The 20,639-nt window shown below is 65.3% G+C and carries 21 protein-coding genes and 1 tRNA gene; 8 read left to right on the top strand and 14 right to left on the bottom strand.

Annotated features, from left to right (window positions below):
• Positions 1-24: 24 nt before the first annotated feature.
• The 8 genes from rimO to AX767_RS18750 all read right to left on the bottom strand — a co-directional run bounded on the left by rimO (position 25) and on the right by AX767_RS18750 (position 7,155).
• The gene (gene rimO, locus AX767_RS18780; RefSeq protein WP_068632704.1) at positions 25-1,431 is read right to left on the bottom strand and encodes a 30S ribosomal protein S12 methylthiotransferase RimO; all 1,407 of its coding nucleotides are present in this window, start codon (positions 1,429-1,431) and stop codon (positions 25-27) included.
• Between the two features lie 39 nt (positions 1,432-1,470).
• A complete protein-coding gene (gene phaR / locus AX767_RS18775) occupies positions 1,471-2,004 on the bottom strand; it encodes a polyhydroxyalkanoate synthesis repressor PhaR (protein WP_068632703.1) in 534 nt (177 codons plus the stop codon).
• A gap of 106 nt (positions 2,005-2,110) precedes the next feature.
• The gene (locus tag AX767_RS21105) at positions 2,111-2,476 is read right to left on the bottom strand and encodes a hypothetical protein (RefSeq protein ID WP_237288494.1); all 366 of its coding nucleotides are present in this window, start codon (positions 2,474-2,476) and stop codon (positions 2,111-2,113) included.
• Between the two features lie 182 nt (positions 2,477-2,658).
• Positions 2,659-2,735, bottom strand: a tRNA-Val gene (locus AX767_RS18770).
• A gap of 48 nt (positions 2,736-2,783) precedes the next feature.
• Positions 2,784-4,988, bottom strand: coding sequence for a RelA/SpoT family protein (locus AX767_RS18765; protein WP_210392515.1), 2,205 nt, complete (start codon positions 4,986-4,988; stop codon positions 2,784-2,786).
• Positions 4,989-5,020: 32 nt separating this feature from the next.
• Entirely contained in the window at positions 5,021-5,971 is a 951-nt protein-coding gene (locus AX767_RS18760) for an alpha/beta fold hydrolase (protein WP_068632701.1), read from the bottom strand.
• Positions 5,972-6,048: 77 nt separating this feature from the next.
• Complete coding sequence (locus tag AX767_RS18755) at positions 6,049-6,738, bottom strand: SIMPL domain-containing protein (RefSeq protein WP_068632700.1); 690 nt, start codon at positions 6,736-6,738, stop codon at positions 6,049-6,051.
• Positions 6,739-6,810: 72 nt separating this feature from the next.
• Positions 6,811-7,155, bottom strand: coding sequence for a hypothetical protein (locus AX767_RS18750; RefSeq protein WP_156481087.1), 345 nt, complete (start codon positions 7,153-7,155; stop codon positions 6,811-6,813).
• A gap of 171 nt (positions 7,156-7,326) precedes the next feature.
• Between AX767_RS18750 and ompR the strand changes: the two genes are divergently transcribed.
• The gene (ompR, locus tag AX767_RS18745) at positions 7,327-8,058 is read left to right on the top strand and encodes an osmolarity response regulator transcription factor OmpR (protein ID WP_068632698.1); all 732 of its coding nucleotides are present in this window, start codon (positions 7,327-7,329) and stop codon (positions 8,056-8,058) included.
• A 70-nt stretch (positions 8,059-8,128) separates the two neighbouring features.
• Complete coding sequence (locus AX767_RS18740; RefSeq protein ID WP_068633894.1) at positions 8,129-9,529, top strand: sensor histidine kinase; 1,401 nt, start codon at positions 8,129-8,131, stop codon at positions 9,527-9,529.
• Positions 9,530-9,532: 3 nt separating this feature from the next.
• Here the strand turns inward: AX767_RS18740 and ispF are convergent, their stop codons facing one another.
• The gene (gene ispF, locus AX767_RS18735; RefSeq protein WP_068632697.1) at positions 9,533-10,018 is read right to left on the bottom strand and encodes a 2-C-methyl-D-erythritol 2,4-cyclodiphosphate synthase; all 486 of its coding nucleotides are present in this window, start codon (positions 10,016-10,018) and stop codon (positions 9,533-9,535) included.
• Complete coding sequence (ispD, locus tag AX767_RS18730; RefSeq protein WP_068632696.1) at positions 10,015-10,728, bottom strand: 2-C-methyl-D-erythritol 4-phosphate cytidylyltransferase; 714 nt, start codon at positions 10,726-10,728, stop codon at positions 10,015-10,017. Before ispD ends, ispF begins: the two co-directional genes overlap by 4 nt.
• Positions 10,729-10,843: 115 nt before the next feature.
• Between ispD and mfd the strand changes: the two genes are divergently transcribed.
• Both mfd and serB read left to right on the top strand, forming a co-directional pair.
• Positions 10,844-14,326, top strand: a complete 3,483-nt coding sequence (gene mfd, locus AX767_RS18725) for a transcription-repair coupling factor (RefSeq protein WP_068632695.1) — start codon at positions 10,844-10,846, stop codon at positions 14,324-14,326.
• Positions 14,323-15,036 (top strand): phosphoserine phosphatase SerB, encoded by a 714-nt coding sequence (serB, locus tag AX767_RS18720; RefSeq protein ID WP_068632694.1) that lies wholly within the window; start codon positions 14,323-14,325, stop codon positions 15,034-15,036. Before mfd ends, serB begins: the two co-directional genes overlap by 4 nt.
• 7 nt (positions 15,037-15,043) lie before the next feature.
• Here serB and AX767_RS18715 read toward each other — a convergent pair whose 3' ends face one another.
• The 3 genes from AX767_RS18715 to AX767_RS18705 all read right to left on the bottom strand — a co-directional run bounded on the left by AX767_RS18715 (position 15,044) and on the right by AX767_RS18705 (position 16,667).
• Entirely contained in the window at positions 15,044-15,736 is a 693-nt protein-coding gene (locus AX767_RS18715) for a YoaK family protein (RefSeq protein WP_168164840.1), read from the bottom strand.
• An 11-nt stretch (positions 15,737-15,747) separates the two neighbouring features.
• Positions 15,748-16,239 (bottom strand): Dps family protein, encoded by a 492-nt coding sequence (locus AX767_RS18710; protein ID WP_068633889.1) that lies wholly within the window; start codon positions 16,237-16,239, stop codon positions 15,748-15,750.
• A 110-nt stretch (positions 16,240-16,349) separates the two neighbouring features.
• The gene (locus AX767_RS18705) at positions 16,350-16,667 is read right to left on the bottom strand and encodes a DUF6172 family protein (protein WP_068632692.1); all 318 of its coding nucleotides are present in this window, start codon (positions 16,665-16,667) and stop codon (positions 16,350-16,352) included.
• A gap of 57 nt (positions 16,668-16,724) precedes the next feature.
• Here AX767_RS18705 and AX767_RS18700 point away from each other — a divergent pair, with 57 nt between their 5' ends.
• Positions 16,725-16,952, top strand: a complete 228-nt coding sequence (locus AX767_RS18700; protein WP_068632691.1) for a hypothetical protein — start codon at positions 16,725-16,727, stop codon at positions 16,950-16,952.
• Between the two features lie 110 nt (positions 16,953-17,062).
• On the opposite strand, the gene AX767_RS18695 is transcribed toward AX767_RS18700, so the two are convergent.
• Positions 17,063-18,250, bottom strand: a complete 1,188-nt coding sequence (locus tag AX767_RS18695; protein ID WP_068632690.1) for an aminotransferase-like domain-containing protein — start codon at positions 18,248-18,250, stop codon at positions 17,063-17,065.
• A 130-nt stretch (positions 18,251-18,380) separates the two neighbouring features.
• Between AX767_RS18695 and AX767_RS18690 the strand changes: the two genes are divergently transcribed.
• From AX767_RS18690 to nth, 3 genes are read left to right on the top strand one after another with little or no spacing between them, the layout of a single operon-like run.
• Positions 18,381-18,641, top strand: a complete 261-nt coding sequence (locus AX767_RS18690; protein ID WP_068632689.1) for a helix-turn-helix domain-containing protein — start codon at positions 18,381-18,383, stop codon at positions 18,639-18,641.
• On the top strand, positions 18,635-19,996 hold the full coding sequence (locus AX767_RS18685) for a type II toxin-antitoxin system HipA family toxin (protein WP_068632688.1): 1,362 nt from the start codon (positions 18,635-18,637) through the stop codon (positions 19,994-19,996). Before AX767_RS18690 ends, AX767_RS18685 begins: the two co-directional genes overlap by 7 nt.
• On the top strand, positions 19,993-20,637 hold the full coding sequence (gene nth / locus AX767_RS18680; protein ID WP_068632687.1) for an endonuclease III: 645 nt from the start codon (positions 19,993-19,995) through the stop codon (positions 20,635-20,637). The genes AX767_RS18685 and nth overlap by 4 nt, the downstream gene beginning before the upstream one ends.
• Positions 20,638-20,639: the final 2 nt, after the last annotated feature.

Raw genomic sequence — 20,639 nt, 5'->3', positions numbered from 1 at the left:
GTTCGGCTTGCGGAAACTGCAACATCAAACAGGCAGCGCGATGAGATCGTGACCCTCGGCGCCGACGATCCGGGCCTTGGTGAACTCACCGACTTTCAACGTCTTGCTGATCTTTTCGGGGGGCAACAGCCGAACGATGCCATCGATTTCAGGCGCATCGGCATAGGTCCTGCCGACGCCGCCCTTGCGGCCCAGACCCGGCGCGGCGTCCACGAGCACCTGCATCGTGGCGCCGATCCGGCGCTGCAGTTTCGCGATCGACACCGCCTCCGCGACTTCCATGAAACGCGCACGGCGCGTCTCGCGTTCTTCCGTCGCCAGCATCCCCGGAATGTCGTTGGCAGTGGCACCTTCGACCGGGCTGTAGGCGAAGCATCCCGCACGATCGATCTGCGCTTCGCGGATGAAGTCGAGCAAGTGCTCGAACTCTTCTTCGGTCTCGCCCGGAAAACCGGCGATGAAGGTGCTGCGGATCACCAGTTCGGGGCATACCTCGCGCCATCGTGCGATGCGCTCCAGATTGCGTTCGCCGCTCGCAGGGCGCTTCATGCGCTTCAGCACATCGGGGTGGCTGTGCTGCAACGGCACGTCGAGGTACGGCAGCACCTGACCGCTCGCCATCAACGGAATCACATCGTCAACGCTCGGGTACGGGTACACGTAATGCAAGCGCACCCATGCACCGTACGGCTCGGCGATTTCACCCAGTTCGCGCACCAGATCCAGCATGCGCGTCTTGACGGGTTTGCCGTTGAAAAAACCCATGCGGTACTTGGTGTCGACGCCATACGCCGAAGTGTCCTGACTGATCACGAGCAGCTCTTTCACGCCGCCTTCGAACAACGCCTTCGCCTCGTTCAACACATCGCCGATCGGCCGCGAGACGAGGTCGCCGCGCATCGAAGGAATGATGCAGAAGGTGCAACGATGATTGCAGCCTTCGCTGATCTTCAAATATGCATAGTGGCGCGGCGTGAGCTTGAGACCGGCGATACCGAACGCATCCGGCACCAGGTCGATGAACGGATCGTGCGGTTTCGGCAAATTGGCATGGACCGCGTCCATGACTTCCTGCGTCGCGTGCGGGCCGGTCACCGCCAGCACGCTGGGATGCATCTGGCGAACCAGATTGCCGCCGGCCTCGCCGCTCTTGGCGCCGAGGCAACCGGTGACGATCACGCGACCGTTGGCCGCCAGCGCTTCACCGATGGTGTCGAGACTTTCTCTCACCGCATCGTCGATGAAGCCGCAAGTGTTCACGATCACAAGATCGGCACCTTCGAACGTCTTGGAGGTCTGATAGCCCTCGGCGCTCAACCGCGTGAGGATCAATTCGGAATCGGTCAGTGCCTTGGGGCAGCCCAGGCTCACAAAACCGACTTTGGGGGCCGCCGGCATGGCCGTGCGTTCGGGGGAAACAACTTCGCTCATATACCCCTATTGTCCCAGCTATCGCAGGACGGGCAGGGTTCAAGGGCGCTTGAGGCCAAAGGCACCCAGGACTTGTTCGGTATTTTTCTGCATTTGATCCTGCATCTGCAGGAAAACGTTTTTCGATTGCTCGACGTAGTTGCCCATCAAGCCTTTCAGCATCGGGGACTGCAGCGTCATGAAACGCGACCACATCTCGGGCGTCAAGCCCTCGGACTTGTCGGCCAATTGCGCCTGTACTTCGGTCATCGCCTGAATGTTCTTTTCCAGATAAGGCCCCATGTAACTCTGCATCGTCTGTCCGTAGAACCGGATGATGCTGGCGAGTACCTGCTCGGTGAACATCGGCGCACCGCCTGCCTCTTCTTCGAGAATTACTTGAAGGAGGATGCTCCGCGTGAGGTCGTCGCCACTCTTGGCATCGAGCACCACGAACGGTGCGGACTGCATCACGAGCTTCTTGATGTCCGTCAGCGTGATGTAGGTGGATGTTTCCGTGTCGTAGAGCCTTCGGTTCGGGTACTTCTTGATCACGCGCTGCCCCGGCTTGCTACCGGACTTCTTGCTCTGCACTGCGACTCCTTCACATGGAAATCCATGTTGCCCAGAGGATTCTAGAGAGCAGTTTTGCTGCACTGCGCCAAGGTTTACCCTGACCGGCAAAACGCAGAAAAATCACTCAGTCAAGCGCGCTGGCGTACTCGGCACCGCACACTTTGCACGCCGCCGACTCGGGACGACTCTCGGTCGGCTCCCGGTAATGCAATGGACTTTTGATGCCGTTGAAAACCCAGCATCGCGGGCAGTGTTCGTGACCGGCGACCGGCAAGTACGCCCGAGCCCGCTGCTCCGCACGATCACGGGTCACCGGCACGCCCTGCCGAACCGTCCTGGCCACTTCTTCTGCGGCCATGGTGCCCGCGCGACCGTTGGCACGGTCATTCAGTCCGTAAACCACACGTGCGAATTCCAGTGGCGCCTGGCGCAACAGCGCCGCGAGTCGCAACTCTTCCAATGCGGTTTCAACAGCGACTGCAGCAGTCAAGGGAGATTCAGGATGAGTCGCGGACATTTGATACAGAGTATGTCCAAAATCGCAGACCCGGGGCGAAAGAAATGTCCTACCAAAAGACATAACGCCAGGCCGAGGGACCTAGCGGGGCTTATTGCACAACACACGGTGCTGGACCGGCACAGCCGGAACCGTGTGTGTGAAAACCGGGAAATTGGTAGGCGCGATTGGACTCGAACCAACGACCCCCACCATGTCAAGGTGGTGCTCTAACCAGCTGAGCTACGCGCCTAAGGATGCATTCGAGAGCACGATTATAGCAGGAGAAATCACTGCATTTTCAGCGACGACGTGCGGATCGCACTCCGGGCACTGCTGCGACCACTTTCAACACCTGCGCGAGGCGCGCGGCATCGGCGATTTCCACGGTGAACGTCATCCACGCCGTGCCCTTGAGCGACTGGGTCTGCACGCCGATGACGTTCATTTTCTCGCGCGTCAGCACTTCCGAAATATCGCGCAGCAAGCCCTGGCGATCGGACGCTTCGACGGCCACGTCCACCGCATAGACAACGCCTTCTTCGGGCCTCGAGACGCCCCATTCCACATCGATCACGCGCTCGGCGTTCTGACTGGCCATCGAACGGAAGTTGCTGCAATCCGAGCGATGCACGCTGACGCCATGGCCCCGGGTGACGAAGCCGCCGATCGCATCGGGCGGTGCCGGCTTGCAGCACTTGGCCAACTGCGTCATCAAGGAGGACACGCCCACCACGAGCACGCCACCCTTGGCGGCCTTTTCGCTGCCGCGTGACTTGCGGATCAGCGCGCCGTCGTCCTGCCCCGGCTGCGGCTCGGGCGGGCGCAACAGGATCTCGATGTTGCGCAACGAGAACTCGTCCTTCCCCACCACTTCGAACAGGTTCTCGGCGGACTTGAACCCGAGCTGCGAAGCGAGGTCTTCCAGCCTGATCGCTGTCTTGCCTTCGCGCTGCAGCACCTTCTCGACGGCATCGCGTCCGCGCGCCACGGTTTCGTGCGTGATCTGCGCGTTGAACCAGGCCCGCACCTTGGCGCGCGCCCGATGGCTCGCGAGATAGCCAAGCTCGGCATTGAGCCAGTCGCGAGAGGGCCCGCCTTCCTTGGCCGCGACGATCTCGACGGTCTGACCGTTCTGCAGCGGCGTGTTGAGCGGCACCATGGCGCCGTCGATGCGCGCGCCGCGGCAGCGGTGGCCGAGACTCGTGTGCACGGTGTAGGCGAAGTCGACCGCCGTTGCGCCCTGCGGCAGTTCGACGATCGCCGCGTCCGGCGTCAGCACATAAATGCGATCGTCGAACAGTCCCTGGCCCTGCAGGCCGCCCGACAGGTCGCGCTCCCAGGCCAGCAGCTGGCGCAGCACGGCGATTTTCGCGTCGTATTCGCCGCTCGCCCACACGCCTGCGTAGCCCTTGTGGCCCGCTTCCTTGTAGGCCCAGTGCGCCGCCACGCCGTGCTCCGCGTGGTCGTGCATTTGCTCGGTGCGAATCTGGATCTCGATCGGCTTGCTGACCAAGCCGTCGACCACCGCGCGCACCACCGTATGGAGCGACTGGTACCCGTTGGGTTTGGGCCGCGCGATGTAGTCGTCGAACTCTTCATCGATCGGCTGGAAGTGCGAATGCACCCAGGCCAGCGCAGCGTAGCAATCCTTGACGTCGGGCACCACCACGCGCAACGCCAGGATGTCGAAGACCTGCGCGAAGTCGAGCGACTTGCCACGCATCTTCTTCACGATGCTGTAGATGTTCTTCGGCCGTCCCTGCACCGTGGCCTGCACGCCCTCGTTATTGAGCTCCCGCTCGAGCCGCGTGCGCAAATGCTCGACATAACCTTCGCGCTCGACGCGCTTCTCGTCGAGCAGTTGCGCGATCAACTTGTAGGTGTGCGGCTCCAGGAAGCGGAACGAAAGATCTTCGATTTCCCACTTGACCTGCCAGATGCCCAGGCGGTTGGCGAGTGGCGCGAACACCTGCAACGATTCACGCGCCACGCTTTCGGCGACAGGCGTCTTGCAGGCTGCGGCATGGCGCAGCGTTTGCAGGCGCGACGCGAGCCGCAACATGACCACCCGCAGGTCGCGCGAAAACGCCAGCAGCATCTTTCGCACATTTTCGGTCTGTGCGCCTGCGCCTTCTGCGTGATGGGCGCCGAGCGTCGCGGATCGGGCCTGCTTTTGTACATGCACCAGCTTCGTCGTCTCGACGGCCAGCGCGGCGAAGTTGTCGCCGAAGACCTTGGCGATCACTTCCTGCGGGCGGTTCAGGTGCTGACAGGAGTAGACAAGATAGCTCGCCGCCTGCATTGCTTCGGAGCCGCCCATGTGAGCCACGATCGCCGCGACGGCATCGGCATGGGCGAGCGTGTTTTCGCCGGTGTCGAGCGTCTCGTCGGCGATGAGCGGCTCGGCGAACGCCCGGGCGCGCGCAAGCATGTGCTCGATCACGGGGACGCTGTCGGCTGTGGCCGCGGACAACGGATAGTCGACAACAACGGGCTCGGACACGACCTGAAAACTCAAGAAAGAACGAGGGTCGCTCAACCCAGAATGAACGAGGCGACGACCGCGCTCTGGTCAGGCGCCACAAATGTCGGCGCATGCCCGACACCGTCGAACTCGACCAGCGCCGCGCGCGGGCCGCGCGTGGTCATCGCAGTCGCCGTCTCCCGCGAGAGCAAGTCGGATTCTGAACCGCGGGTCACCAGCGTTCGGGCGTCGACCGCATCGTAGAGCGCCCACATCACGGCCTCGCCCTGCGCAGCGGTTTCGGCGGTGATCGTGCGAAACGCCTGCGCAATGGCCGGGTCGTAGTGAAGCACCAGAGCGCCGTCGTCGGGGCCCGCCGCAGCAACCTTCCTACGGCCGTCCGCACTGCGCTGCGCCGCCGGCACCACCATGTGGCGCGACAACGCATGCCACTCGGACGTCGAATGCGGACCGAAGCTTGTCGACAGCGCCCACAAGGCATCGGCGGCCTGATCGAACGTCGCGTAGCGACCGCCCTGCCCGACATACGCGCCGATGCGTTGCAGCGCCACCGGATCGAGCGCCGGGCCGACGTCGTTGATCACGAAGCGGCGGATGGGCACCGGCAACGGCGCATGCTGACTCCCGGCGATCGCCACACCGATCAGCCCGCCCATGCTGGTGCCCACATAGTCGAGCACGCCGATCGGGTGCACGCGATGCAGCTCGGCAATCATCGCGAGCACATCCGCGGCATAGAGCGGCAACTGGTACAGCATCGGATCGCGAAGCCAATCGCTCTCGCCGCGGCCCGCAATGTCGGGACACACGACGCTAAGATCGCCCCCGGCGCGATCGACCAGCGCTTGCGCAAGGACATCGAAATCGCGACCCTGCCGCGTCAAGCCATGGACGCACACCACGACGTGCGCGCTCTCCGGACTACCCCATTGCCACCAAGCCATGCGATGGCCTCCGGCGGCGTCTTCGCAGGGGATGAAATGGCGGGTCGGAGCGGTCATAAAAGCAGGGCGAATCGGGGTGCAGAGGAAGGCCTCGACCATCCTAATTCATCCGGATGCCGGCTGAACCGCAACGGCTACTTGAGCTGAACCGAGCCCGACACGTCGACCACGACGCTGGTCTTGCCGGCCTCGACCGGCACCGCACTGTCGGCCGACGACATCGCCTTGGCTTCCATCGCCATCATCCGCGGGCGAATCGGGTTGCTCTGGCTGGCGTTGACCGCCACTTCGCGCAGCGTGTAGCCGGCAAAGCCGAAACCCCTGGCCAGTTCGGCGGCCTTCTGCTTGAAGTTGTCGATGGCGAGCGTTTGCGCCTCGCCCTCCACCTTGGCACGTTGCTCACGGCTCAGGCCGAACCCGACATTGCCGACGTTGAGCGTCGTGATGCGTCCGGCGGTTTGCGTGATGCGCGGAAAGTCGCGGCCCTCGAGGATCATCTCTGCGGTTCCCTGCCAACCGTTGATCTTTCCTTCGCGGGTGTAGCGCGGCGAGAGGCTGAAGTTGCCGGTGCGCACATCGAGCTGGCCGGGCTGCGCGTTCTTGCGGGCTTCCGTCAGCGCAGCGTCGAGCGCGGTCTTGAGTTGCGTCTGGACGGTGGCAGCGTCCGGCGCATCGCGCGTGGTCGACAGGGTCATGCTGAGCAGATCCTGCTGCACTTCCACCGTGCCGTTCGCCTGCAGCTGCAGCACGTTCTGCGGCGGCGTCCACTGCGCATTCTGGGCAAAAGTGGCGGTCGCGCCTGTCAACACGGCACAAGCGGCCATCCATTTAATAGCGTTCAAAACAAGAATCTCCCGTACGAAAAGGTGAATGGTGCCCGAAAGGGCGGCGCTGGCTCAGGGACGCTGCAGACGCGCTGCCGGCACCAGCGTTCCATGCGCGGTCGCCGTGCCGTGGTCTTGTCCTGGCAACGGGACCACGTGCACCTGTTCGCCGCGCGGCGCCCATTGCTGGCGCACCTGCTCGCGCAATTCCGCGAGTTCGGCGGCAGTCAGGCGACGCCCCGCCACGGTTTCTTCACGCCGCACTTCTTCGCGCTGCGATGCCCGATGCGCCTCGACCGCGCCGCGCAACGCGTTGCGCCGCTGATCGGTCAACTGCATCCAACTGCCCTGCGCTGCGCAGACCGGAAGCCACAGGCCGGCGAGCAAAAGAGGGAAAGTGCGAAGGGTCAATTTCATGAAGCGGCGTCAAACGATGAAGCCACTGTGCCATCGCAATGCAAAGCCAAAACGACGCGACGGCATGCGTCCGCAAGTTTTGTAACTTAGTGTCAAACCATTCGCAAAACCGGCTCAATGGGCTGCCCCGTCCTTCAGAATCGGCGCTGTTACAAATTCAATGTTGTAGAAATGAATCAAAACCCCGCTCGCACCGACAAGATCGTGATCGTTGACGACGACGCCCGGATCCGGGACCTCCTGCGCAGATACCTGACACAAGAAGGTTTCGAGGTCATCGTGGCCGAAGACGGCAAGGCACTCAACCGGATCTTGCTGCGCGACACGGTCGACCTCATCGTGCTCGACCTGATGATGCCGGGTGAAGACGGCCTCTCCGTCTGCCGCCGGCTCCGCGCCGCCAACGATCGCACCCCGATCATCATGCTCACCGCCAAGGGCGAAGACGTCGACCGCATCGTCGGCCTCGAAGTGGGTGCCGACGACTACCTCGGCAAGCCGTTCAACCCGCGTGAATTGCTGGCCCGCGTGCACGCCGTGCTGCGCCGCCGTCCGCCGCTTGAGGCGCCCGGCGCACCGTCGACCGACAACGAAACCGTCAACTTCGGCCCGTTCAGCTTCGACCTCGGCTCGCGCACCTTGAAGAAAGATGGCGAAGAGCTGTCGCTCACCACCGGCGAATTCGCCATGCTGAAGGCGTTGGTGCGGCATCCGCGCCAGCCGCTGTCGCGCGAAAAGCTCGCACAGCTGGCGCGCGGCCGCGAGTTCGAACCGTTCGACCGCAGCCTGGACGTGCAGATCTCGCGCCTGCGCAAACTGGTCGAATCCGATGCCGCGGCGCCGCGCTACATCCAGACGGTCTGGGGCGTCGGCTACGTGTTCGTGCCGGACGGCACGACCTGATCCTGTGGCGGCCCTCGGCCCCAACTCGACCCTGCCGAACCCGCTGACCGACGACGGCTCGGCGGTCACCATGCCGAGCCCGCTCGAGGGGTCGCTGCAGCGGCGCGGCAAAAACCGGCTGAAGGTCGGCTTCAATCTTTTCTGGCGTACTTTTTTCCTGCTGGCACTGCTGCTGTTCGGCTGCACCTTCGCGTGGCTGCAGACCTTTCGTGCGCTCGAATACGAACCCCGTGCCATCCAGACCGCCCACCAGATCGCCTCGCTGGTGAACCTGACGCGCGCCGCGCTGGTCTACTCCGACGCGATCACCCGCGTGTCGCTCATCAAGACGCTGGCCGACCAAGAGGGTGTGCGCATCCTGCCGCGCGAACCGGTCGACCGTTTCGTGCCCTACAGCAGCGGCGCGCTCGACCAGCGCGTGACCGAAGAGCTGATCGACCAGCTGGGCGAAGGCACCACGGTGGCGAGCCGCGTCAACGACGAGCCGGGGCTGTGGATCGGCTTCACCATCGAGAGCGACAACTACTGGCTGCTGCTCGACCCAACACGCTTCAGCCGCGTGGGCGGGCGCACCTGGCTGGTGTGGCTCGTCACCGCGATGGCGCTGTCGCTCGCGGGGGCGGCGCTCATCACGCGCTTCATCAACCGGCCGCTCAAGCAGCTGTCGCGTGCCACGCGGCAGGTGCGCGAAGGCGAATACGAGGCCCATCGGCTCGACGAGAACGCGCGCACCAGCGAGATTCGCGCGGTGAACGTCGGCTTCAACCGCATGGCCGATCAGCTCGCCAAGATCGAGCAGGACCGCGCCATCATGCTGGCCGGCATTTCGCACGATTTGCGCACGCCGCTGGCGCGCCTGCGGCTCGAGACCGAGATGAGCGTGGCCGACGAAGACGCCCGCAATCACATGGCGGCCGACATCCAGCAGCTCGACTCGATCATCGACAAGTTCCTCGACTACGCCCGGCCCGACCACGTCGACTTCAAGCCGGTGCTGTTGCGCGACGTGATCGACGCGTGCACCTACGCTGTTCAGGACCATGACGACATGGTCATCAAGGTCGACGTGCCGGCCGACCTGCGCGTGATGGCGGACGAGGTCGAGCTGCAGCGCGTGATCTCGAACCTGGTCGAGAACGCGCGCCGCTACGGCAAGTCGCCCGACAGCGGCGTGGCCGAGGTGAACATCCAGGCGCAGGCGAACAACGACGCGGTGCTCATCAAGGTGCGCGACCACGGCGCGGGCGTCGCGCCTGCCCTGCTCTCGCAATTGACCAAGCCCTTCTTTCGCGGCGACGCGGCGCGCACCTCGGCGGCGGGCGCAGGCCTCGGCCTGTCGATCGTGGCGAAGAACATCGAGCGCATGGGCGGCACCTTCGCGCTCACCAGCACACCGGGACGCGGCCTGGCCGCGCACATCCGGATGCCGCGTGCGGCCGCGCCGAGGCCGGACGTTCCGCCCGCCAAATAACGGTCAGCGGTGCAGCAGCACCGCGGCGCGCGCTTCCATCGCACGGCCTTCGCCGACCGGCCCGAGTTTTTCGGCGGTCTTCGCCTTCACGTTGACCTGGCCGAGCGCGATGCCGAGCGTCGCGGCGATGCGTACGCACATCTCGGGGATGTGCGGCGCCAGCTTCGGAGCCTGCGCGATCACGGTGCTGTCGACATTGCCGATCTCCCAGCCTTCGGCGCGCACCCGCCGTGCCGCTTCGGCCAACAGAACGGCCGAATCGGCGCCGCGAAACTGCGCGTCGGTGTCCGGGAAATGCCGACCGATGTCGCCCAGTCCGGCCGCGCCCAGCAGCGCGTCGGTGATGGCGTGCAGCAGCACGTCGGCGTCGGAATGGCCGAGCAACCCGGTGGTGTGCGGCACCTCGACGCCGCCGAGGATCAGCTTGCGGCCGGCCACGAGCTGGTGAACGTCCCAGCCCTCGCCGATGCGGATCGAAAATTCGCTCATGGTGTGGGGCTCCTGCGGCTGAGCAGCACGGCTTCGGCCAGCTCGAAGTCTTCGGGGAAGGTGACCTTGAAGTTCTGCGCGCTGCCCGGCACCAGCAGCGGCGCCAGGCCGAGCGCCTCGACGGCGCCCGCTTCGTCGGTCACCGCGTCGCCAGCGTGCTCCAGTGCGTCGAGCAGCATGCCGATGCGAAACATCTGAGGCGTCTGCGCCAACCACTTGTCGGCGCGCATCAGGGTCGACGTGACGCGGCCCTCGGGTGACGCCACTTTCAACGTGTCGGCCAGCCGGTGCGCCAGCAGACCGCCGACCGCATCGTGCTCGCAGGCGGCGATCAACGCCTCGATTTGCGATGGCGTGACGAGGCAGCGGGCCGCGTCATGCACCAGCACCCAGTCGTGTGCGCCGGCGCCGTGTTCGCGCAGGGCGTGCAGGCCGTTTCGCACCGTGGCAGCACGCGTCGGCCCGCCGACGGCCAGCAGGCGCTCGCCCGCCAACGGAAAACCCGGCAGCGCCGCCGCCACGTCCGCATCGCCGGGCGACACGACGAGCGCGATGCTGGCGAATCGACCCTCGAGCACACGGAATGCGTCCAGCGTGTGCGCGATCAGCGGACGCCCGGCGACCGCCTGGTATTGCTTGGGCAGCGCGCCGCCCGCGCGGTGGCCGGTGCCCGCGCACGGGATCAGCACATGGAAACGGGAAGACGACATGGCGGGAAGGCGGCCTGGAGGGGATCAGCAGCAAAAGGGCAGCCATTCTAGAATTGCTGGACCTGCACACCCCTCGCCAACCGGCGCGGGGTGTTCTGCATTTTTTGAAGCATTCATGGACCTCCCCCCTCTCACGGCGGGCAAGCGATTCACGCTGCCGCGCCCGCCCCTGTCGGCCGATGCACTCCTGCTCTCGCAACTCGCCACACGCGAGAAGGCCATGGGGCACGCCACGGCGGTGTTCACGGCCGATGCGAACGACGCGCAACGGCTTATCGACGAGATCGCGTTCTTCGCGCCGGAGTTGCGCTGCGCCCTCTTCCCCGATTGGGAAACGCTGCCGTACGACAGCTTTTCGCCGCACCAGGACCTGATCAGCGAGCGGCTCGCCACGCTCTGGCGCATCAGCCAGAAAGAAGCCGACGTGGTGCTGGTGCCGGCGACCACTGCGCTCTACCGGCTGGCACCGCCGTCGTTCCTTGCGGGCTACACCTTCCACTTCAAGACGAAGCAGAAGCTGGAGGAGTCCAAGCTCAAGGCGCAGCTCACGCTGGCCGGCTACAGCCATGTGACGCAGGTGGTGAGCCCCGGCGAGTACGCGGTGCGCGGCGGGCTGATCGACCTGTTCCCGATGGGGTCGCTGGTGCCGTTCCGCGTTGACCTGTTCGACGACGAGATCGATTCGATCCGCACCTTCGACCCCGATACCCAGCGCAGCCTGTACCCGGTGCCCGAAGTGCGACTGCTGCCCGGCCGCGAGTTCCCGATGGACGACGACGCCCGTGCGCGTTTTCGCAGCCGCTGGCGCGAGATGCTCGACGGCGATCCGACCAAGAGCCGCATCTACAAGGACATGGGCAACGGCGTGGCGACCGCGGGCATCGAGTACTACCTGCCGCTTTTCTTCGAAGAGACCGCCACGGTGTTCGACTACCTCGGGACCGAGACGACCGTCGTGCTGCATGGCGACCTCGAACCGGCGTTCCAGCATTTCTGGCAGGACACGGGCGAGCGCTACCGGCTGGTGCGCGGCGATCCGGAGCGGCCCGCGCTGCCGCCCGAAACGCTGTTCCTGAACGCCGAGCAGTTCTACCAGCGCGCCAAGCCGCTGGCGCAGCTGGCCATCCGCGGCGACGTCGCAACCGACACGCCCTACGCCGAATTCGACAAATTGCCGCCCTTCGCGGTGGTGCGCGGCGCAGACGATCCGCTCACCGGCCTCAAGGCGCACATCCGCGCCACGCCACACCGCGTCCTGGTCATCGCCGAGAGCAACGGCCGGCGCGAGAGTCTGCTGGACTTCCTGCGCGCCAGCGGTGTGAGTCCGCCGGCCTTCGACTCGCTCGCCGAATTCGAAGCCTCGCCCGACGAGAAGATCGGCATCGCCACCGCCGCGCTGGCCTCGGGCTTCGCGTGGCGCGAACAGGGCATCGACTTCGTCACCGAAACCGAGCTCTTCGCGACTGCGCCGACCACGCGCCGCCGCAACAAGAAGCAGGAACAGGTCAGCGACGTTGAAGCGCTGATCAAGGACCTGTCGGAACTGAACGTCGGCGATCCGGTGGTGCACAGCGCGCACGGTATCGGCCGTTACCGCGGCCTGATCCACATGGACCTCGGCCAGGGCAAGGACGCCGAAGGCAAGCCGTTGCTGCAGGAAATGCTGCACCTCGAGTACGCCGACAAGGCCACGCTCTACGTGCCGGTGAGCCAGCTGCACCTCATCAGCCGCTACACCGGCGTGAGCGCCGACGAGGCGCCGCTGCACAAACTGGGCTCGGGCCAGTGGGAAAAGGCCAAGCGAAAGGCGGCAGAGCAGGTGCGCGATTCGGCTGCAGAGTTGCTCAACATCTATGCGCGCCGCGCACTGCGCCAGGGTCATGCGTTTCGCTATTCGGCCGCCGACTACGAAGTGTTCGCCAACGACTTCGGCTTCGAGGAAACGGCCGACCAGAAGGCCGCGATCCACGCCGTGATCCAGGACATGATTTCGCCGCAACCGATGGACCGCCTCGTGTGCGGCGACGTGGGGTTCGGCAAGACCGAAGTCGCGTTGCGCGCGGCGTTCATCGCGATCACCGGCGGCAAGCAGGTCGCATTGCTCGCGCCGACCACGCTGCTCGCGGAGCAGCACTACCAGACGCTGGTCGACCGCTTCGCCAAGTGGCCGGTCAAGGTGGCGGAGGTGTCGCGCTTCCGCTCTGGCAAGGAAGTGAGCACCGCGCTCAAGGGCCTGGCCGACGGCAACGTCGACATCGTCGTCGGCACGCACAAGCTGCTGAGCGAATCGACGAAGTTCGCGAACCTGGGCCTGCTCATCATCGACGAGGAGCACCGCTTCGGCGTGCGCCACAAGGAGCAGATGAAGGCGTTGCGCGCCGAGGTCGACGTGCTCACGCTGACGGCCACGCCGATCCCGCGCACGCTGGGCATGGCGCTCGAAGGCCTGCGCGACCTGAGCGTGATCGCCACCGCGCCGCAACGCCGGCTCGCGATCAAGACCTTCGTGCGCAACGAAGGCACCGGCGTGATCCGCGAGGCCGTGCTGCGCGAGCTGAAGCGCGGAGGGCAGGTCTACTTCCTGCACAACGAAGTCGAGACCATCGAGAACCGCCGCCAGAAGCTCGAAGAAATATTGCCCGAAGCCCGCATCGCGGTGGCCCATGGCCAGATGCCCGAGCGCGAGCTGGAACGCGTGATGCGCGACTTCGTGGCGCAACGCTACAACCTCTTGTTGTGCTCGACCATCATCGAGACCGGCATCGACGTGCCGACCGCCAACACGATCGTGATGAGCCGTGCCGACAAGTTCGGCCTGGCGCAGCTGCACCAGCTGCGCGGCCGCGTCGGGCGCTCGCACCACCAGGCGTATGCGTACCTGATGGTCCCGGACACCGAAGGTCTCACCAAGCAGGCGGCGCAGCGGCTCGACGCGATCCAGCAGATGGAAGAACTTGGCAGCGGCTTCTACCTCGCGATGCACGACCTGGAGATTCGCGGCGCCGGCGAGGTGCTCGGCGAGAACCAGAGCGGCAACATGATGGAGATCGGTTTCCAGCTCTACAACGAAATGCTGAGCGAAGCGGTGCGCTCATTGAAGGAAGGCAAGGAACCCGACCTGCTCTCGCCGCTGCACGTCACCACCGAGATCAACCTGCACGCGCCTGCCCTGCTGCCCGACAACTACTGCGGCGACGTGCACCTGCGCCTGTCGTTCTACAAGAAGCTCGCCACCGCCAAGACCTCCGACCAGATCGACACGCTGCTCGAGGAGATCGTCGACCGCTTCGGCAAGCTGCCACCGCAGGCGCAGACGCTGATCGACACGCACCGCCTGCGGGTGTTGGCGCGGCCCTACGGCGTGGTCAAGGTCGATGCGGCGCCGGGCGTGATCCACATCACGTTCAAGAAAGACCCACCGGTCGATTCGATGGCGATCATTCACTTGATCCAGAAGAACAAGCACATCAAGCTGGCCGGCAACGAGAAGCTGCGCATCGAGCGCGAGTTGAAAGAGCCCAAGGAGCGCGCGCAGATGGTGAGGGATGTGCTGCGCAGTCTCGGCCAACCCAAAGTACAGGAACCCGTCGCCGCATGAGCCAAACCATGGAAACCTCCCCCGGACTCGTCGTCCAGCGCTTCACCCCGCCGCTGCGCCTGGCTGACTTCAAGCTGATCGCGTTCGACATGGATTCGACGCTCATCAACATCGAATGCATCGACGAGATTGCCGATGCGGTCGGCAAGAAGGCCGAAGTCGCCGCCATCACCGAAGCGACGATGCGCGGCGAGATCAAGGACTTCAGGGAAAGCCTGACGCGCCGCGTCGCGCTGCTCGAAGGCGTTCCGGTCGCTGCGCTGCAGGCGGTGTACGACGAGCGCCTTCGACTCAACCCCGGCGCGGCCGAACTGGTCGCGGCGTGCAAGGCGGCCGGGCTCAAGGTGCTCTTGGTGTCGGGTGGCTTCACCTTCTTCGCCAACCGGGTGAGAGACCGGCTGGGCATCGACTTCGCACGGTCCAACCTGCTCGACGAGGCCGATGGCCTGCTCACCGGCCGCGTCGTCATGCAGTCGTGGGGTGACATCTGCGACGGCGCCGAGAAGCGCCGCACGCTGTTGGAGGTGGCATCGCTCCTGGGCATCACGCCCGCCGAAACGATCGCCATGGGCGATGGCGCCAACGACCTGCCGATGATGGGCGAGGCCGGACTGTCGGTCGCCTACCACGCCAAGCCGAAGGTGCGCGAACAGGCGATGGTCGCCATCGACGACGGCGGACTCGACCGTCTGCTGGAACTGATGCGCTGACGCGCGTTCAGGCCGGTGCCGATCGCAGCCGGCAAGCAAGCCAGCCACACACCACGGCCGGCACGGCCAGGCACCAGAAACCGACGACACCATAGCCTGCCGCACCGCCTGCCGCGCCGAGCAGGAAGGTGAGCAACGGCAGCCACATCTTGCGCAGCCGCGCGCCGGCGGCTTTGCGTTCGTCCGGCTGGCCATCGGCGATGGCATCGTCGCGCCAGCGCGTCATCAGGTCGATCGTCACCTGTGTCACGTTGCCGGTCATGACGGTGGTCGGCGGCAGCGATGCGAGTTCCAGCCGCATCAACGCGTTCTGGATACCCATGGCCGCGACGAGCACGACGCCGATCCAGAGCGCCGACGTCTGCCCCGCGCCGGTCGGCGTGCCGACCCAGGCCGGCAGCGCCATCGCGACGAGGAGCAAGGCGCATTGCAGCCACAGCGCGGGCGCGAGCCGGTCCTTCCCCCGCCGGCGCAGCGCGTGCGCGGCCAGCGTGGTCGCGGCGACGGCGAGGATGAAGACCGGGAACGACAGCAGCTTGCCGAGCAGTTCCCCCTGGTGGTGGATCAGCTCGGCGCCCATCAGCACGAAGTTGCCGGTGACGTGCGCCGTGAAAAGGCCGTAGAGCCCGACGAAGCCGCAGGTGTCCACGAAGGCCGCGACGAAGCTCAATAGCGCGGCATCGAGCTGCGAGCGGTCCACGCTGAGTTTGCTCAGGCGGCGCCGGTGCGGCTGGATTCGAACAGGAACCAGGTGCGGCGCTCCGTCTCGTCGATCCAGTTTTCCAGGAGGCTCGACGACGCGATATCGCGGTGCTCGTCGGTCACGTTGTGCGCTTCACGCAGGCGTGCGGCCAGCGTCTTGTTGTCTTCGCGCAGCTCGGCCAGCATGTCGAGCGGATCGACGTAGTCGGCATCGTTGTCGCTGATGCGCTGCATGCGCGCGATGTGCCCGATGGAGCGCAGCGTGGTGCCGCCCACCTTGCGGATGCGTTCGGCGATCGGGTCGGTCATCGCGTAGAGCTGGTCGCCCTGCTCGTCGAGCAACAGGTGATAGTCGCGAAAATGCGGCCCGCTCATGTGCCAATGAAAGTTCTTGGTCTTGAGGTAGAGCGCGAAGACATCGGCGAGCACACCGTTGAGCGCGGCGGCGATGTCGGCGGTGGCCTCGGTCTTCAAGTCGCTCGGCGTGGCGAGTGGCGCCATGCGGCGGGTCTTGAGGTCGGTCTTTTTGGTCTTGTCGAGTTTTGCCACGGAGGATCCCTTTGGTTGACGAAGGAATCACTCTAAGCGCTAACGCTGAGGGCCGCCTGCGATCACGACTCGGGCTGTGCCTCGTCGACTGGTGCGACGCGTGCCTGGCGATGCCCGTGTTTGGCCACGACTTCGACATAGAACTGCGGGCCGGCGTCCCTCGCCACCGCGTCGATCAACGCGGTGAGTTCGCCCAAGTGCACTGCTGTCGCGGTTTCTTCCGAGGTGCCGAATTTGCAGTCGAAGTCCCAGAAGTCGACGCCCTCGGGCAGGTCGCGGCGCCGCTCGCGCTTGATGTACTTGCGGATCTCGTGTTTGACCGCTTCGAGCACCCGGTCGGGGTTCTTGCCTTCGGGTCGTAGCTGAAAGGTTTTGCGCATGCGTCGATCGTACCGTGCGCGGTACGATCGACTCCTTCAAAGGAAGCAGGTGAACGTATGGCGCGCGCAAACGACTGGTCAAGCAAGGTGATGGCGCTGATCAACGGCGGCAACGCAAGCGCCGCGATCGCGCAGATCAAGGTCGCGCCGAGCGTGAAAGACCTGAAGACGCTTCAGACGGTGATGACGCTCTCGCGCATGACGGGCAAGTACCGCAACGTCGACGCGGCCATCACCGAAAACCTTGACCTGCTCGGCGCACCGCGGCTGCACCGCTCCCCATAGATTTGGCTCACCCCCAGGCTGCGCGCACTTCGTGTCGCTTCGCCAACCCCCTACCGGGGGCGACACCAGCGGCCCGGCGAAGCCGGTTCCGCGGTGTCTCATGCAAAGATTCAGAGCGCCTTGCCCAGGCGCGTGATGCCTTCCTCGATCTTCTCGACGTTCGCGGTCGCGAAGCTCAGGCGCAAGGTCGACAGGTCTGGCTTGTCGGCAAAAAACGGCGCGCCGGGCACGAAGGCCACGAGCTGTTCGATCGCCTTCTTCGCGAACACATTGGCATCGGCCAGCTTTCCGTTGGCGCCCGTCAGGCGCGCCCAGAAAAAGAGGCCGCCACCGGGCTGCTCGAACGCGATGGCATCGCCCAGCTCACGCTTGAGCGCCGCGCCCATGGCGTGGGCCCGCTCGCCATAGACCTTGCGCACATGGGCCAGCGTGGCGGGCATGCGGCCGCTCTTGAGGTATTGCGCAGCCGTCGCCTGCGCGAAGGTGCTGGTGTGCGCGTCGCTGAACTGCTTGCACATGGTCGCCTTCGACAGCAACTCGGCCGGCGCGATCATCCAGCCGACGCGCAATCCAGGACTCAGCACCTTGCTCAGCGAACCGCAATGGGCGATGAGTTCGCGCGCGCCTGGCACGTCTTTCGCCAGCGACAGGATGGACGGCGGCGGAGCGTCGCCGAAGTAAAGGTCGCCGTACGGATCGTCTTCCACCACCAGCGTCTGGTACTTCACGGCGAGTTCGAGCACTTTCTGGCGCCGCTCCAGCGTCAGCATCGCGCCGCTCGGGTTGCCGAAGGTCGGGATCAGGTAGACGAACTTCGGTTGGTGCTCGGCGATGAGCTTCTCCAATTCGTCGGTCTTCACGCCGTGGGCGTCGATCGGCGCGCTGATGAGCTCGGCGCCGTAGAGCCGGAAGCACTGGATGGTGGCCAGGAAGGTCGGGCCTTCGACGATCACCTTGTCGCCCGGCGAGATCATGGTTTTGCCGAGCAGGTCGAGCGCCTGCTGGCTGCCGGTGGTGACGATGAGGCCGCTTGGATCGACCTCCACGCCCTTGGTCTTCATGAACGCGCTCAGTTGCTTGCGCAGCGGCTCGTAGCCTTCGGTCGCGCCGTACTGCAGCGCGCCGCCGGGCTCCTCGTCCAGCGCCCTGGCACTGGCTTCTTTCAGGCCTTCGACGTCGAACATCGCGCTGTCCGGGAAACCCCCGGCAAAGCTGATGATGCCGGGCGTGCCCAGCAGCTTGAAGAGTTCGCGGATGGCGGAGGTTTCGACGTTGTCGAGGCGGGAGGCGAATTGCATGGTGATCTCACTTTCTGGGTGGCCATTGTCGAACCAAGCGCCACAACGAGTTACTACTTCTCGATGGTTTATTGACATTACTATTTTTGAGTAGTAAATTGCATTCACCACTTCAAAGTAGTAAATTGACATGCGATACCCGCTCGAGACCAGCCAGCAACTCAGCGCTGTACTGAAGGCCCTGCGGCAGTCCCGCCACCTCACGCAAGCCGAGTTGGGCGAGCAGCTCGGCGTGAACCAGAAGCGGGTGGCCCGCATCGAGGCGGCGCCCGGCGTCACCAGTTTCGATCAGATCTCGCGGCTGGTCGCGCTCATGGGCTATCGGCTCGTGCTCGAAGCCCTGCCCTCTACCGAAGCGCCGAGCGCCGACACACAGGAAAAATCATGGTGAGCAGCCCGAAGAAGCGGGGTCGCGGTCCGCGGCATCCACACCCACTCCAGGTCTGGATCAACGGCCAGACGGTCGGTGAATGGACCATCCGCGAAGGCGAGGATCGTTTCCAGTACACCGAGGAATGGACCGCCTCGCCGGCGGCACGCCGCCTCTCGCTGTCCTTGCCGATCACGCCTGGCAACGCGCCGTTGCGCGGCGCGGTCGTGCAGAACTACTTCGACAACCTGCTGCCCGACAGCGACGCGATCCGCACGCGCCTGCAGCGCAGGTTCGCCACGCAAAGCACCGATGCGTTCGATCTGCTGACCGCCATCGGCCGCGAGTGCGTCGGCGCCGTCCAGTTGCTTGCGCCGGGCGTCGAGCCCACCGGCTTCGACCGCATCGAGATCGAGCCGCTGGACGATGCCGGCGTGGAGCGCGCCATCAACGCATCGCTCTCGACGGGCCGGGTGCTCGGCCAGCGCGACGACGAGGATTTCCGCATCTCGATCGCGGGCGCGCAGGAGAAGACCGCGCTGCTGCAGCGCAGCGGCCACTGGTTTCGCCCGCTCGGCGCCACGCCGACCACGCACATCTTCAAGTTGCCGCTCGGCCTCGTCGGCAACCTGCAGGCCGACATGCAGCAGTCAGTCGAGAACGAATGGCTTTGCTCGAAGATCATGTCGGCTTTCGGCCTGGCCACGGCACACGCCGACATGGCCACCTTCGGCGAACGCAAGGTGCTGGTCGTGCAGCGTTTCGACCGCGCACTGCAGAACGCAGGCACCGACAGCGAATGGATCGCGCGCCTGCCGCAGGAAGATTTCTGCCAGGCGCTCGGCGTGCCGGGCGCGCAGAAGTACGAGGCCGATGGCGGGCCGGGCATGCGCGAAATCCTGCGGGTGCTCGACGCGAGCAGCAACGCCGCGGCCGACAAGCTGGCTTTCGTCAAGGCGCAGATCGTGTTCTGGCTGCTCGCGGCGACCGACGGCCATGCGAAGAACTTCTCGATCTTCCTGGAGCGTGGCGGCGGCTACCGGCTCACGCCCTTCTACGATGTGCTGTCGGCCTGGCCGGTGATCGGCCACGGCGCCAACCTGATCGCGCCGCAGAAAGCCAGGCTCGCGATGGCGCTGCGCAGCAAGAGCGCGCACTGGGGCCTGACCGACATCCAGGCGCGGCACTGGGATGGCGTCGCCAAACTGGCCGGCCTCGGCGATGCGCGCGCGGTGTGCGACGAGCTCGCCGCGCAGGTGCCTGAGGTGCTTCGCGCCGTGCAGGCGCAACTGCCGGCCGACTTCCCGGAGCCATTGGCGTCCGCCATCTTCGACGGCCTCCACCGCACGGCGAAGCAGCTCGAACACGCCTCGTGAAAAAAGACGACATCGTCCCGTTCTTCGCCACGCTCCAGGCCGCCAACCCCGAGCCGAAGACGGAGCTCCAATACAACACGCCGTTCGAGCTGCTGGCCGCCGTGCTGCTGTCGGCACAAGCCACCGACGTCGGCGTGAACAAGGCGACGCGCAAGCTCTATCCTGTGGCCAACACGCCGCAGGCGATCTTCGACCTCGGCGTTGAAGGGCTCGAGGGCTACATCAAGACCATCGGCCTGTACCGCAGCAAGGCGAAACACCTCATCGAGGCGTGCCGCATGCTCGTCGAGCTGCATGGCGGCGAGGTGCCGCGCACGCGTGCGGAACTCGAAGCGCTGCCCGGCGTCGGTCGCAAGACGGCGAACGTGGTGCTCAACGTAGCCTTCGGCGAGCCGACGATGGCGGTCGACACGCACATCTTCCGCGTGAGCAACCGCACCGCGCTGGCGCCGGGCAAGACGCCGCTGGCCGTCGAACTGAAGCTCGAAAAGCGCGTGCCGAAGGAATTCAGGCTGCACGCGCACCACTGGCTGATCCTGCACGGGCGCTACATCTGCGTGGCGCGCAAGCCCAGATGCTGGGAATGCGCCGTGCACACGATGTGCAGCTACCAGCCGAAGACGCCCGCGCCGAAAAGCTGAGC

Source organism: Variovorax sp. PAMC 28711 (genome assembly GCF_001577265.1).
Taxonomy (GTDB): domain Bacteria; phylum Pseudomonadota; class Gammaproteobacteria; order Burkholderiales; family Burkholderiaceae_C; genus Variovorax.
Note: the sequence above shows the minus strand (reverse complement) of the source record. Positions and strands in the feature narration are given on the sequence as shown.